Raw genomic sequence first — 13,451 nt, forward strand, 5'->3', positions numbered from 1 at the left:
GAAGCAGTTTTTTTCATATATCCGGACGTTATGAGATAAAATCCAGTTAGCCCTGACCTACAATCCGTGTGCGCCGAACCCCCGGCATATCCTGCATCCGATCCAACATTTCACCGATTTCTCCGTGAAGATGTGACGTCTCTACCGAGATAACAACATTGGCTCTTCCTTGAAGCGGGATACTCTGATTAATCGTGAGTACGTTGGCTCCATATCCAGCCACATGTCCCAACACGCGAGACAATATACCAGACTGATGCTCCAGATCAATCGATATGGTGACGATTCTTTCCCGTTCCAATTGGTTGATGAGGTGAATTCCATCCTTATACTTATAAAAAGCACTTCGGCTTAATCCGACCTGCTCTACCGCTTCATGCACTGTTTTGACATCCCCCGAAGCAAGCAGCTCTTTCACCTGCATCGTCTTCACCACTGCTTCCGGTAAAATGTCTTCCCGTACTAAGTAATAGCGTTCATTCACAGAACGTCCTCTCCTCAAAGACTCATGTTTTCATATAGTGGACATTATATCGGATCTATACTAAAAGGGCAATACGTTACATGTCTATTTTTTTCTAAGCCATTTCTCAAAGTATACAAGGTTCTCCCTGCCACATGTTAGGAAAAAACAAAAAAAACGCAGAGCAGCGGGTCATTTCCCACTTCTCTGCGTTTACATGTCCTATATATTTGAGCAGGCATACATTAAATTTTACACATCAAACTTAATAGTAGCTGCTGCCTTCAACGAATTCAAATTCAAAATCACCGATGCGCACAATCGTGCCTTCTTCAGCACCACGTTTACGGAGCTCTTCATCCACACCCATATGACGCAGTGTACGCGCCAGTTTAAGGATGGCCTCATGCGAGTTCAGCTGCATCCGTTTCATCATGCGATCAATCTTGGCACTCTCAACAACAAAGATCTCATTCTCCCGCACAATACGGAAGCCTTCGTCCTCTTTCTTATCCAGACTGTACACTTTGCGTTCAGATATGTCCGCTACTTCTTCTACGACGACTTCGTCCGGAATCTGATCAAGCAGATCCGCCGCACGATACAGGAGTTCCTGAATTCCTTTGCGAGTCAGGGAAGAGATTGGCATGATCTCAATATCCGGCTGAACTTCACGAACCTTCTGCATAAATTGCTCCAGATTCTCTTCCGATTCCGGCATATCCATTTTGTTGGCGGCCACGATCTGAGGTCTCTCCGCGAGTACCGGATTGTACAGCTTCAGCTCGTCGTTGATTTTAACCCAGTCCTCAAACGGATCGCGTCCTTCCGAGCCAGACATATCCACAACGTGAATAATGATGCGGGTACGTTCAACATGGCGCAAAAACTCATGTCCAAGTCCGATACCTTCATGAGCACCTTCAATCAGTCCTGGCAAGTCGGCCATAACGAAGCTGCGTCCTTCACCTACACCGACTACGCCCAGGTTAGGTGTAATGGTCGTAAAGTGATAAGCTCCGATCTTCGGCTTCGCCGCTGATACAACGGACAACAGGGTAGATTTCCCGACACTCGGAAAACCAACCAAACCAACATCCGCCATAACTTTAAGCTCAAGCACAATATAGCGTTCTTCGCCCTCTTCACCATTTTCGGCAAGTTCAGGAGCTGGATTATTTGGTGTGGCAAACCGGATATTCCCCCGACCGCCTCGGCCACCACGCGCAACAACAACCTGTTGACCATGACGCGTCAGGTCTGCCAATACTTCTCCACTATCATCATCCAGAATGACAGTTCCCGGTGGAATGCGAACAATCATATTCTCAGCGTTCGCGCCATGCTGACTTTTATTCCGTCCCTTCTCACCACGAGGGGCCTTGAAGTGACGCTGGTAACGGAAATCCATCAATGTACGCAAACCTTCATCCACGCGGAAAATGATGTCAGCTCCTTTGCCTCCATCACCCCCGGCAGGTCCGCCGTTTGGTACATACTTCTCTCGACGGAACGAAATAATTCCGTCTCCTCCATCTCCTGCTTTTACATAAATCTTCGCTTTATCTACAAACATAGCTACCCCTTCTTCCTATATTCCACACGGCATTCTAAATTGTATAAACGTGTCTTCAGACGGAAGCTGCTCCGTTCTGACTTTTTTTCCTTTGAGTACGGCATTAAGCTGCCGTAATGTTTCCGGATCGGGTGTTTGATCCCCGTCCAGCCGAACAACCACATCCCCATGGTCTTGTCCGAAGTTCAAGGTCAGTTTGCGAACCTCTCCCCAAGACGACCGGCCGCCACCGTATTGATAGGCTCTGATTGCATCTGCAATTGCGCCCGTAAGCGACTCGCCATCCTCGGGAGAGATCAGAGCACTAAGCTGCAATTCTTCCTCGACTTCCACATGCAATTCCAGAGCGGCGCCACTGGCACGAAAAGACTGGAGATAAAAAACGAGTGAGGGAATGCCTAATTTGGAAATCCGACTTTCCTCGGTTACCCGTTCTTTTATTCTTTCCACACATTGCACGGATTTATCAAGTTTGCCCAGCCGAAGATATCCATATAACACCTGAAGATCGTTCATCCAATCATGCCGATGATGATTTAGTGATGCAATTGCTGTCTTTTCCATAGATTGTATGATGGTTCTGCGTTCCGCTTCCGCCTGTCTCTTCATCGCATTCATTGAAACAAAGATTACGGCCACGGACCACAATGCGCATACAGCACTCGAAATGGCTGCCGGATACAGCACAACGAAAACCAAAGGAATCAGAAGTGAACATGCCGCAATCCACGGCACTCTTTTCCAAGATTTCATGGCTTCTCCCCGTTCTACAAAACTCGGTTGGTTTTAAACCCCACCGTAACCAAGTATAACATGTCTTTTCTGCCAGTTCATTATCGAAAACATCTATCCATCCTAAATACAAAGAGCCTTCGGCAAAATTGCCGAAGGCTCCTTAGGCGGAATGCCGATATTATGCTTTTACTGCAGCTGCTACTGGAGCAACGTCCACAGGGTAAATGCTTACTTTTTTGCGATCGCGTCCCCAACGTTCGAATTTCACAACGCCGTCCACTTTCGCAAACAAAGTGTCATCTTTACCGATACCCACGTTCGTACCTGGGTGAATTTTTGTTCCGCGTTGGCGAACAAGAATGCTACCACCAGTTACTGTTTGACCGTCAGCACGCTTAACGCCAAGGCGTTGCGCTCTACTGTCACGACCGTTCTTCGTGGAACCTACACCTTTTTTCGATGCGAATAACTGAAGATTTAATTTCAACATGATTGGTTGTCCTCCTTCTTTACTTATTTGAGTTGCTCTATCTTAATATACTTCCCGTATGACTCTGCAATATCAGTGAGCATAAGAACCATAGATTCGAGCAGCAATTGCACCTGGGACCAAGTTCCATCTCTCTCCAGCACTGGCAAAGAAGCGCTTAAAAAGCCATTCTTCATTTTGGCATCCATTTTGACACCAGTCAATGCTTCGATTGAATTCACTGTACCCACTGTAACAGCGGATACCCCGGCACATACGATATCTTCTCCCCGCTTGGCATAATTGGCATGCCCTTTGATGGAAAAGCGATCGATGCTCTCGTCATCGTTACGAAAGATTTGAACGATAATCACTTATCGCACCCTCTTACGCTTGGATTTTCTCGATAGTTACTTTAGTGTACGGTTGACGGTGACCTTGCTTCACATGGTAGTTCTTTTTCGGTTTGTATTTGTATACAACAACCTTTTGACCTTTGCCATGTTTCTCCACTTTAGCCGTTACAGTAGCTCCGGAAACCAATGGTGTACCTGCTGTCAAACCTTGATCGTTAGATACAGCCAGGACACGGTCGAACGTTACGCTTTCGCCATCGTTCGCAGTCAATTTCTCGATGAACAGAACATCGCCCTCTTGGACTTTGTACTGTTTGCCGCCTGTTTCAATAATTGCGTACATTTGCCTTGCACCTCCTCATGTCTCAGACTCGCCCGGTCTCAGGTGACAGCCTCCTTGCGGAGCTGTTCTTGTACCCGGCCAGTGCGGTTACAGCATGTGCAAGACCAATAGGCTAAACACATACCTGATGATTATATCATCATCGCGAGTAAAAATCAATGCAATGGTGAAATATATCTTTTACCTGTCCCGTGACAAGAAGAACAGGGCTCCACATAAGGAAGTGTACTTTCTTCCCGGACTTTTTTACGTGTAAGTTCAAGCAGGCCAAGCTTGGTCCAGCCCATGACAAAAGCCTTGGTCCGATCTTTTTTGAGTTCAGCCTCCAGCGCTGCAGCAACTTCCTGCCGATTGGCTGCTTCCTCCATATCGATAAAGTCCACAATGATCATGCCACCAATGTCCCGCAAACGCATTAAACGTGCAATTTCGACGGCTGCCTGCATGTTGGTTTCCGTAACGGTTTCTTCCAGACTATCCCCGCCGCCTCCGGTGAATTTGCCTGTGTTAACGTCCACCACAGTAAGTGCCTCTGTATGATCTATGACGATGTAACCTCCGCCGGGGAGCCATACTTTACGTGCAAAATCCTTATTGAGCTGCTCTTGAACACCATACGCAGCAAAGATGGACTCTGCGCCCCGGTAAACCTGTACCTTTGGCTGATGACCCGGACAGATCTCCTCCAGTAAAGCCCTCACCTCACGGGCTTGTCCTTCACTGTCTGTAATAACCTCATCGCTGCCTGGAGTGTACACATCCCGAATAATTCGCTGAACCATGCTGTGATCCCGATGCAACAGGCTCGGTGAAGGCAAACTGTCTGCTTTTTCGCATATCAAACGCCACTGCTCACGCAACGATTCCAAGTCAGCCTCTATGGCCTCCCGCTGCTCTTCTGCGGATACGGTTCGAATGATCAGCCCTTCCTCCCCACGTCTGAGCTGATCGCCCAATGCCTTAAGACGGGAGCGATCCCCTTCACGGGCAATCTTCTTCGAGACGGCTATGTAGTCCGCTATCGGCATGTAGACAAGCCATCGGCCCGGTAGTGAGTAATGTGTCGTCACCCGGGCTCCTTTGCTTCCTACCGGCTCTTTTAGAACCTGAACGATGACATCCTGACCTGGACGAAGCAATTCGGAGATTGAAGGTTTCACCTTCGGTTGTTTCTCCAAATGAGGGTGCAGGACATCATCCACATATAGAAAGGCATTTTTTTTCTGACCTATATCCACAAAAGCAGCCTGCATACCCGGTAGCACGTTGACGACCCGTCCTTTGAAAAACGAACCAAGCAGTCCGCGTTCGCGTGTACGTTCTGCTGTAAATTCCACAGCTTTGCCTTCTTCCAGAAGCGCCATTTGCATGAGGTTGTGTTCATTATGTACGATCATTTGTTTCATGGCTTGACCTCTAGAAGACAATTCAATTCATCCACATCCATTCTGTGTCTTTGCAATTCTCAATGTATATGTATTACCCCAAATCTGGACGAGTTCACCAACCGTTTTACAGTTTGTCTGTGTTCTGCTTGAAATAGGAACCGATAATTCGCTGTTCAGGCAAAACGGCCATAATTCGTCCCTGTCTGTTCATCACATATACCATATGATATTTCTCTCTCTTTAATAGACGCAGAATAGTGTCCAAAGGTTTCGCCGGAAATGAGATTATCGGCTGTGCCAAACTGCCTGTAGCCGCATGATGCGCAAATGCACCTTCCCGATTCATCAAAAAGCGGATAAAGCGATAAGGTACGTTTCGATAATCGGTTACGTTGGAATAGAACAGAAAGAGACCAATGAGCAAGATATTCAGCGGGAGCCCGTAGTCTCCAGTGATCCATTTGCTGATCGCAAACAGAATAACCCCTGTACTACATAAGATGCTAATCCGATAGGTCCACATTAATGTCGTATAGTAGGGAGCAATCAGACTGACGAGTGCCTGTACTATTTTACCACCATCCAGCGGAAGTACGGGCAGCAGATTAAACAGGGCAATCAGCAGATTCCCTTGGATAATGTACGCCAAGAATACTGGATCTCCCAGGTTGGCGTACTGCAGCAGCATGGTGATCCCGACCATCAATATGTTTTGCAGAGGACCGGCCAGCGCTATTATAATTTCCCGCCCAGCCGTAAGCCGGCCCCCGTCTTCAATAACAGCCACACCGCCAAAAGGAAGCATCTGAATCGACAGGACACGGCAGCCCAGAAGGGCTGCCGCCGCAGCATGTCCACATTCATGAATAAATACGATTGCAAACAGTGTGATGAGTTCTATAAAATGTCCTGTAGCCAAGGAGGCCAGCATAACAATGACGAAAAACGGATGCAGCGAAATGCGTACACCCCACAACCTAATCAAGGGCAACCACTTCCGCAGGATCTACATACTCTTCGCCCTCTTTTACAGCGAAATATAGCGTGGCAGGTTGTTCTCCGCCTGTGGACTTGAGGCTACCAACGACATTTCCGGCCTCCACCCAGTCATTCACTTCGACTTCACTCTCGTTCAGTCGGCCATATATCGCAGTCAAGTTGCCTGTATGCTGGATGACTACGGTTATCCCATTCTCTGTATCACCAAGAACTTGCAGAACTCGTCCTGCATCCGAACTGACCACCTGTACAAAGCCAGTCCCCTCTGCTTCGGGGACGATCTCTATGCCCTTCATGCTCAGTGCAAATGGTTGAACGATTGTCCCAGAGAGCGGTTTACCCAGCAGTGATCTAACCCCCGAACCATTAACTGCATCTGTGGTGTGGCCCAGCACGGGCAGGAAAGACGGCGTCCCGCCAAAGTGCCGTTCATACCAGAGCGCTGCCGACGCAAAGTCCATGTCCCGATGGAGCGCATCTGCAATTACCGTTTTGGGTGAAGATGCCCATGACGCATTGAGTTGAAACAGTCCCCATACGGCACCAAAAACCATTGCACTGACTACTGTTCTACGCACCAACGATTTCACTAGGTTAAAACGTGTATGGCCACCTGAACCGTAATGTCCGTTCTCTTTTTTCCACAGCCATTCAGGATCCCTTTCCTGTTCTGCCAGTAGTGATCCAACTTGTCTTGTCTTATCCTGTATATCAAAAGAAGAAGTAGGTCTTGGGCTCTCGGCAATCTTCTTGCTGGGCCCCGAATTCGCTTCCTGCATAATCTCCATCGCAGCGCCATCCAGCAACCGCCGTATCCGTTCTTCTCTTCTTTGCTTGATTCGAAGTTTCGTATTCATGGAATATCCTCCCGCCGAGGCTTGTTTAATACATCCTATGAAGAGCTCTTTCATAATATGAACAAGCTTCCGGGTCAAAGCAAAATAACTCCACCCAGGTTATATCAACCTGCCGAGTGGAGTTTAATGTGGAGAAAAATGATAGGGATTTCTGTGCTGAAAGCATTAAAAAAGCCGGGCTGCAAAGGCCGCGGCGGTAAGTGTTCATATCTATAAGGACGATTGTATTAACCCATTTAACCCATACCAAAAAACTTTTTAAAGCGTGAGAACGCGCCCTTTTTCTGCTCTAACTGCATCAGTGGAACCGTATCTCCCAGAATGCGACGAGCAATGTTCCGATAGGCAATCGCTGCAAGCGAGTCTGGATTCATGACTGTAGGTTCTCCAGAGTTAGCCGCTTTGATGACAAGTTCATCATCTGGCACAATGCCAATCAGATCAATATTGAGGACTTGCAAAATACCATCAATATCAAGCATATCGCCCGATTTGACCATGTTGTTCCGAATACGGTTTACAACCAGCTTCGGTGATTGAATATGCGAGCTTTCGAGTAGACCGATGACCCGATCCGCATCACGTACAGCAGCGTTCTCCGGTGTAGTTACCACGATAGCCTGATCTGCTCCAGCGACCGCATTTTTGAATCCCTGTTCAATCCCGGCAGGGCAATCGATAATGACATATTCAAAATCTTTTTTCAATTCCAGAATGATGTCCTTAACCTGTTCCGGTGATACAGAGTTTTTGTCTCTTGTTTGCGCTGCAGGCAGCATGTACAATTCTTCGAAGCGTTTGTCTTTCACCAACGCCTGATTCAGACGGCAACGCCCGTCTGCCACGTCACACAGATCATAAATGATCCGGTTCTCGAGTCCCATCACGACATCCAGATTGCGAAGGCCGATATCGGTATCTACCAGACAAACTTTTTTTCCGAGCAGCGCCAGCGCTGTTCCGATGTTTGCTGAGGTGGTTGTTTTACCAACGCCGCCTTTACCCGAAGTGATCACGATCGCCTCTCCCATGAGCTACACTCCTTTAAACACATTAAAATCTCGGCGCAACCGAACGATATTGCTCATCTTGTCGATCTGCATCTGATTGTCCTGTAAATAAGCAAATTCCATCCCGGTATCCCGGCTCTCCCATTCGTCAGGGGGACGGCTGATGATATCAGCGATTCGAAGCTGCGTCGGTGCAAATACCGATGCGGCAATGATTGACTCGTCATCCCCGCCGATCCCAGCGTGAGCCATGCCTCTGAGTGAACCCAAAACATATATATCTCCGGTACACGTCACCGTGCCCCCCGGATTGATATCCCCAAGAAACAGGAGATTCCCTTCGTGATGAAGCACTTGACCTGAACGCACCATGCCACACATCGTAACAATTGGCGGTGGCCCTTTAACCTCTGGTTTAAGGGCTGGTGAATCGATGGAGCGAATGAGCAGATTCCCTTTTTGCTTCAATATGTCCAATATCGCTTCTTTTTGGTCCTCTGTCACTTCGCGGCTGCCCAGTTTGATATCCACATGAACAATCGGTCCGGTCAAAATATTTTGATGGCTGTGTTCCAGCTTATAGCGGAGCTCATAGAGCAATTCCTCGAATTCACATTGATCGTCCAACAGGAAAACCAAGCCGTCTCGGATGCCTTTAATCGTTACGTGATTCGATTTTACCGTCATAAGCCTGTCCCTCCCATCTCATTACATTTCGTGCCCGGGCCTCGAAGTTCCTGCTTTTCACTCTATAAAATGTATCAGGATGCTTCCTGCACCTTGCTCTTTCTTTTGCCGATACGCTCCAGCTGCTTCCGCAGCGGAGTATAAATGATCAGGGCAAACACGAAATGAATGAACAGATTGGGAATCATATATTCAAGCAAAGCCCAGTCAAAGGTCACGTGATTGAGGCGGAACAGCTTATATAAAAAGAACAACATGGTGTCATTAAGCAGACTCCCCAAAATGACGACTGTAACCATAACTGGAAGCGGTGCACGCGGTGCCTGGAATATAAGTCCCATCATATAAGCAGATAACCCCATTGCAAATCCATAAGGTCCGATCATCTCTCCATAAAATACAACGTCATGAAGCAGTCCAAAAAAGATGCCGAGCACCAGAGCAGTGTGGCGATGATGATATACAGCGATAAACAGAATCACGATATAGACCAAATTGGCCGAAATGCGCAGCTGCCATCCCGAAGGAATAAGCAATGGCAAAATCGTCCCTTCCGCGATGAACAAAACGAACAGCAACAGGAACAAGACTTGCTTGCGTGTCACCATTACTCCTTCACCTCGGGAGGAATAACCACCATTAGCTCTTTCCAATCCAGGAAGCTCGCATATGGTTCAATCGTTGCTGTGCGCGTGAGTCCATATTCGCCAACTTCAATTTTCTTGACTTCCCCGATTCGCATGTACTTCGGAAAATTATTGATAATACCCGATGAGATAATTTCGTCGCCTTTTTTGATATCAGACTCTTCCGAAATTTTAGTCATCTTGAACATGCCCGTCTTGGGATCAAAGCTCTCGATCATACCGAAAACCGTATCTTCCTTGCCCACCGCCGTTGCTGCGATGGCATTGGAATTGGGATCGTTGGCATCCATCGAGGTTAGCAGATTCACCGTTGAGGTATAGGCACTAACGTGACTGATCACCCCAACCAGACCCTCCTGGGAAGTGACGGCCATGCCTGGCTTGATATCCGCATTCTCCCCAATATCAATATTGATCGTTCTGCTATTGGGATCGGAATTGGCACTGATGACCTGTGCAATACGATATTCGTAGTTATACCGATTTCTCTGTTCAGCCGTAAATTTTAGCAAATCCTTATAACGATCATTGGTTTTTTCCATCTCGTTATACTTCAATCGATCCCGGGTATAGTGCCCCATCGCGATTCGCAGCTCTTCATTTTCTTGATATACCGCACGCATGTTCGCTACATCTTTGAAAAAGCCCGCTACAGCAGAAGCGGGCTTGTAAAATACGTATTGTACAAATCCGACTGAATCCTTCAGGAATTTTTCCGGCCAGGATAGAGCGGTTCGCGGACCGAGCGTAAAGCCCATTAACGCGATAAATGTAACAAGGCCCACCAGCAAAACAAAAAGTCTTTTGTTGCCCAGCAGCTTAAACAGTTCGAACACCCTCTAACATCCATATTCTCTTCCGAGCTATGCCCGGCGGGGAGACGTGCAGACTGATAGTCCCTTCGAGAATATTCGCTGATCTCCCCGGTTATGCGGGTAATAGCTCTCCCGACTGAAGTCGGGTCCTCTTCGTTGGCGACTCACGCTTAACTCGAACGTGACATTAAGCGATCCGTGCCGGATTAACGTTTGGAACGAACTGCCGAACTGCTTCTGCTTTTAAACAAATGGATGTTCTCCAGAGCTTTACCTGTTCCGATTGCTACACAATCGAGTGGATTTTCCGCTACGATGACCGGCATACCTGTCTCACCAGCCAGCAGCTTGTCCAGATTGCGGAGCAACGCGCCGCCGCCAGTCAACACGATACCGCGGTCCATAATATCTGCCGCAAGCTCAGGAGGACATTTTTCCAAAGTTACTTTCACAGCTTCCACAATAGCATTTACCGTATCTGCCAGAGCTTCGCTGATTTCATCCGATGTAATCGTGATGGTCTTAGGCAGACCTGTTACGAGATCGCGGCCGCGAATTTCCATCGTTTCCACTTGTTCCAGTGGCATAGCTGAACCGATCTCCATCTTCAATTGCTCAGATGTACGCTCACCAATCATCAAATTATACTGACGTTTAATATACTGGATGATCGATTCGTCCATCTCATCACCAGCTACACGAACGGAACGGCTTGTTACGATTCCGCCGAGGGAAATAACCGCCACTTCAGTCGTTCCGCCACCGATATCCACAACCATACTGCCTGTTGGCTCCCATACCGGAAGATCTGCACCAATGGCTGCTGCAAATGGCTCTTCAATCGTGTATGCTTCACGCGCGCCGGCCTGTTTTGTTGCATCTTCAACCGCACGTTGTTCTACCGCTGTAATTCCGGATGGTACGCATACCATAACGTTCGGATGACGCTGGAACATCGAGCGCTGTTTCTGCGCCTGGCGAATAAAATATTTGATCATCGTTGCCGTCGTATCAAAATCAGCAATAACGCCGTCCTTCATTGGACGAATCGCACGAATGTTACCAGGAGTACGTCCGATCATTTTTTTGGCAGATTCCCCAACAGCCTCAATGCTCTTGGTATCTGTCCGCAGAGCAACCACCGAAGGCTCCCGCACTACAATACCTTTTCCACGTACATAAACCAGCGTATTCGCTGTCCCCAAATCAATACCCAAATCTTTCGTAAAACCACCAAACATGACGTAATCTCCTTTTCTGCCTCATATAGCCGCCCTATTAACGTTCAGAGCGTTTCATTTTCATTTCCTCTGCAATCCAGCAGGGTTCATCATTCATTGAAATGTATTGCATCTGTAAAGTGAACCTATCTTCTACGGACAACGCCGTCAATATTCATAGGAAAACATCAACGCCAACCATTATATTATACTAAGCCCTTCTCCTTCAAACTTACGTATGTTCCATCGCCGATAATGATGTGGTCCAGAACATCTATGCCCACGATTGAACCTGCTTCGATCAGTCTCTTGGTTATTTGAATATCCTCAGGACTAGGCGTAGGATCACCGCTCGGATGATTATGTGCGCATACGATCGAGGCACTGCTGCATTTGATGGCAGCACGGAACACTTCACGTGGATGTACAATTGAAGCATTAAGGCTACCCATGGAGAGTGTTTCCTGGGCAATAATATGATTTTTGCTATTCAGGAAAAGGCACACAAAGTGTTCCTTCTGTAAGTAACGCAGCTGCTCGAGTAAAATATCAGCTGCGTCACGCGGTGTACGGATGGAAGGAGACTGCACCCGTCTGCTCTGCGCAATCCGGTGACCAAGTTCAATGCCAGCCTTAAGCTGAACAGCCTTGGCCATACCAATTCCTTTCATGGCAGTCAACTCGTTCAGACTCATATCCATTAGCGAACGGATGCCACCTGCTTCAGTGAGAATGCGCTGTGCCATGTGCACAGCCGATTCCTGCCTCGTACCTGTCCGAAGTAAAATAGCCAGCAGTTCTGCATGGCTTAAGGCGCCCGCCCCATATTCCATCATGCGTTCTCTCGGGCGTTCTTCATGGGGGATGTCGCGCATCATGTACTGAGGCGACTCCATATATTCCCTCTTTTCACATCATTCATTTCCCATAATCAGGCTCGCTGCAGCACATGAACTCCGAATCCATCCAACATGTCGCTGAGCAGGGAAAGAGGCAAACCCACAACATTAAAGTAACATCCTTCAATGCGGTCTACCAGTGAAGCGCCAATTCCTTGAATTGCATACGACCCTGCTTTGTCCATAGGCTCGCCTGTCTGAACATACGCCCCGATCGTTGCCTCGGACAGCTCCTTCATCGTTACTTCTGTCTGCCGATAGTGCACAACGGACTTTCCATCTCCAGCATCAACACATGCAACTCCAGTGAATACACGATGTGTACGTCCCTGAAGTCTGGCGAGCATACGTTCAGCATCCTGTTCATCCACAGGTTTGCCCAGAATGTCTCCATCCAGCACAACGACAGTGTCACTGCCTACAATGATGGCGTCCTGTTCCTGACCTTCAAGCCCACGATAGACAGCCATTGCTTTGCGCATGGCAAGCTCCTGAACCGTCTGCTCAGGAGTCCATTCCGGTGGCGTGTCTTCATCCGCGTGACTCGGTATTACTTTGAAAGCTAGTTGAAGTGAAGCGATCAGATCCTTGCGCCGCGGCGAAGTGGAGGCCAGAATAATAGGGCGCGATTGTAATTTATTCAAAATAAACGGCTCCTTATGCTACGGCGACATCTGTCGCATCACCATAGTAGATGTCATTCGCTTAGTTTCGTCGTCAAAAATCGTCATTCTCCTACAGTCTGCGATACAGCCATACAGCCGCAATAATACCAATCAAACTGAGGAGGCTCATTTGAAATTGAAATGAAATGTCATAACTGATAATATCCAGATCAGCCTGCGGTGACCAACGTATGGTCGTGGCTTTGGTTAGAATGGCTACAGCCTTGACTGGCTGCAGTGCCTTGGCGATCCACGCTCCGGCCATCCAGCCGAGCAGAAGAAACAGTATTAACATGCCGAAGTTTTTTTTCATCGGTTATCT

Annotated in this window: 17 protein-coding genes and 1 other annotated feature; all 17 genes read right to left on the reverse strand. The window is 47.8% G+C overall.

The annotated features are described in order from the left end of the window. Positions 1–46 precede the first annotated feature (46 nt). Entirely contained in the window at positions 47–484 is a 438-nt protein-coding gene (locus tag AC3RCI_RS23065; RefSeq protein ID WP_024633956.1) for an ACT domain-containing protein, read from the reverse strand. Positions 485–728: 244 nt separating this feature from the next. Continuing rightward, a complete protein-coding gene (gene obgE / locus AC3RCI_RS23070) occupies positions 729–2,039 on the reverse strand; it encodes a GTPase ObgE (RefSeq protein ID WP_336782728.1) in 1,311 nt (436 codons plus the stop codon). A 15-nt stretch (positions 2,040–2,054) separates the two neighbouring features. Continuing rightward, the gene (locus AC3RCI_RS23075) at positions 2,055–2,792 is read right to left on the reverse strand and encodes a Spo0B domain-containing protein (RefSeq protein ID WP_127541095.1); all 738 of its coding nucleotides are present in this window, start codon (positions 2,790–2,792) and stop codon (positions 2,055–2,057) included. A gap of 160 nt (positions 2,793–2,952) precedes the next feature. After that, positions 2,953–3,264 carry a 50S ribosomal protein L27 gene (rpmA, locus tag AC3RCI_RS23080; protein WP_095293321.1) on the reverse strand — a complete coding sequence of 104 codons (312 nt, stop codon included), beginning with the start codon at positions 3,262–3,264 and terminating at the stop codon, positions 2,953–2,955. A gap of 23 nt (positions 3,265–3,287) precedes the next feature. Then, positions 3,288–3,617, reverse strand: coding sequence for a ribosomal-processing cysteine protease Prp (locus AC3RCI_RS23085; protein WP_492526585.1), 330 nt, complete (start codon positions 3,615–3,617; stop codon positions 3,288–3,290). A 13-nt stretch (positions 3,618–3,630) separates the two neighbouring features. Beyond that, a complete protein-coding gene (gene rplU, locus AC3RCI_RS23090) occupies positions 3,631–3,942 on the reverse strand; it encodes a 50S ribosomal protein L21 (protein WP_095293319.1) in 312 nt (103 codons plus the stop codon). 14 nt (positions 3,943–3,956) lie between these two features. Beyond that, positions 3,957–4,041, reverse strand: a sequence feature (ribosomal protein L21 leader region). A 56-nt stretch (positions 4,042–4,097) separates the two neighbouring features. Continuing rightward, the gene (locus AC3RCI_RS23095; RefSeq protein ID WP_127541093.1) at positions 4,098–5,348 is read right to left on the reverse strand and encodes an Rne/Rng family ribonuclease; all 1,251 of its coding nucleotides are present in this window, start codon (positions 5,346–5,348) and stop codon (positions 4,098–4,100) included. A gap of 106 nt (positions 5,349–5,454) precedes the next feature. Further along, complete coding sequence (locus AC3RCI_RS23100; RefSeq protein WP_336782735.1) at positions 5,455–6,315, reverse strand: M50 family metallopeptidase; 861 nt, start codon at positions 6,313–6,315, stop codon at positions 5,455–5,457. Then, entirely contained in the window at positions 6,308–7,186 is an 879-nt protein-coding gene (locus AC3RCI_RS23105) for a peptidoglycan DD-metalloendopeptidase family protein (protein ID WP_336782736.1), read from the reverse strand. The genes AC3RCI_RS23100 and AC3RCI_RS23105 overlap by 8 nt, the downstream gene beginning before the upstream one ends. A 236-nt stretch (positions 7,187–7,422) precedes the next feature. Beyond that, positions 7,423–8,217 carry a septum site-determining protein MinD gene (minD, locus tag AC3RCI_RS23110; RefSeq protein WP_024633965.1) on the reverse strand — a complete coding sequence of 265 codons (795 nt, stop codon included), beginning with the start codon at positions 8,215–8,217 and terminating at the stop codon, positions 7,423–7,425. Between the two features lie 3 nt (positions 8,218–8,220). Then, positions 8,221–8,883, reverse strand: coding sequence for a septum site-determining protein MinC (minC, locus tag AC3RCI_RS23115; protein WP_095293315.1), 663 nt, complete (start codon positions 8,881–8,883; stop codon positions 8,221–8,223). A 74-nt stretch (positions 8,884–8,957) separates the two neighbouring features. Then, positions 8,958–9,491: a rod shape-determining protein MreD gene (gene mreD / locus AC3RCI_RS23120; RefSeq protein WP_095361431.1), complete on the reverse strand. Its 534-nt coding sequence runs from the start codon at positions 9,489–9,491 to the stop codon at positions 8,958–8,960. Further along, on the reverse strand, positions 9,491–10,366 hold the full coding sequence (gene mreC, locus AC3RCI_RS23125; protein ID WP_154896280.1) for a rod shape-determining protein MreC: 876 nt from the start codon (positions 10,364–10,366) through the stop codon (positions 9,491–9,493). Before mreC ends, mreD begins: the two co-directional genes overlap by 1 nt. Before the next feature lie 185 nt (positions 10,367–10,551). After that, positions 10,552–11,586: a rod shape-determining protein gene (locus tag AC3RCI_RS23130; protein WP_095293312.1), complete on the reverse strand. Its 1,035-nt coding sequence runs from the start codon at positions 11,584–11,586 to the stop codon at positions 10,552–10,554. Between the two features lie 185 nt (positions 11,587–11,771). Continuing rightward, positions 11,772–12,461: a RadC family protein gene (radC, locus tag AC3RCI_RS23135; protein ID WP_095361429.1), complete on the reverse strand. Its 690-nt coding sequence runs from the start codon at positions 12,459–12,461 to the stop codon at positions 11,772–11,774. 35 nt (positions 12,462–12,496) lie between these two features. Continuing rightward, entirely contained in the window at positions 12,497–13,108 is a 612-nt protein-coding gene (locus AC3RCI_RS23140; protein ID WP_492526587.1) for a Maf family protein, read from the reverse strand. Between the two features lie 91 nt (positions 13,109–13,199). Further along, a complete protein-coding gene (locus AC3RCI_RS23145; RefSeq protein ID WP_095293309.1) occupies positions 13,200–13,442 on the reverse strand; it encodes a DUF4321 domain-containing protein in 243 nt (80 codons plus the stop codon). Positions 13,443–13,451 lie beyond the last annotated feature (9 nt).

The sequence above is a fragment of the Paenibacillus sp. MT124 genome (genome assembly GCF_058792755.1).

Excerpts from the sequence above, each read along its gene's own strand:
- AC3RCI_RS23130 (WP_095293312.1), bottom strand. The coding sequence starts at position 11,586 with ATGTTTGGTGGTTTTACGAAAGATTTGGGTATTGATTTGGGGACAGCG.
- AC3RCI_RS23145 (WP_095293309.1), bottom strand. The coding sequence starts at position 13,442 with ATGAAAAAAAACTTCGGCATGTTAATACTGTTTCTTCTGCTCGGCTGG.
- radC (WP_095361429.1), bottom strand. The coding sequence starts at position 12,461 with ATGGAGTCGCCTCAGTACATGATGCGCGACATCCCCCATGAAGAACGC.
- minD (WP_024633965.1), bottom strand. The coding sequence starts at position 8,217 with ATGGGAGAGGCGATCGTGATCACTTCGGGTAAAGGCGGCGTTGGTAAA.
- rplU (WP_095293319.1), bottom strand. The coding sequence starts at position 3,942 with ATGTACGCAATTATTGAAACAGGCGGCAAACAGTACAAAGTCCAAGAG.
- mreD (WP_095361431.1), bottom strand. The coding sequence starts at position 9,491 with ATGGTGACACGCAAGCAAGTCTTGTTCCTGTTGCTGTTCGTTTTGTTC.
- AC3RCI_RS23095 (WP_127541093.1), bottom strand. The coding sequence starts at position 5,348 with ATGAAACAAATGATCGTACATAATGAACACAACCTCATGCAAATGGCG.
- rpmA (WP_095293321.1), bottom strand. The coding sequence starts at position 3,264 with ATGTTGAAATTAAATCTTCAGTTATTCGCATCGAAAAAAGGTGTAGGT.
- AC3RCI_RS23075 (WP_127541095.1), bottom strand. The coding sequence starts at position 2,792 with ATGAAATCTTGGAAAAGAGTGCCGTGGATTGCGGCATGTTCACTTCTG.
- obgE (WP_336782728.1), bottom strand. The coding sequence starts at position 2,039 with ATGTTTGTAGATAAAGCGAAGATTTATGTAAAAGCAGGAGATGGAGGA.
- minC (WP_095293315.1), bottom strand. The coding sequence starts at position 8,883 with ATGACGGTAAAATCGAATCACGTAACGATTAAAGGCATCCGAGACGGC.
- AC3RCI_RS23105 (WP_336782736.1), bottom strand. The coding sequence starts at position 7,186 with ATGAATACGAAACTTCGAATCAAGCAAAGAAGAGAAGAACGGATACGG.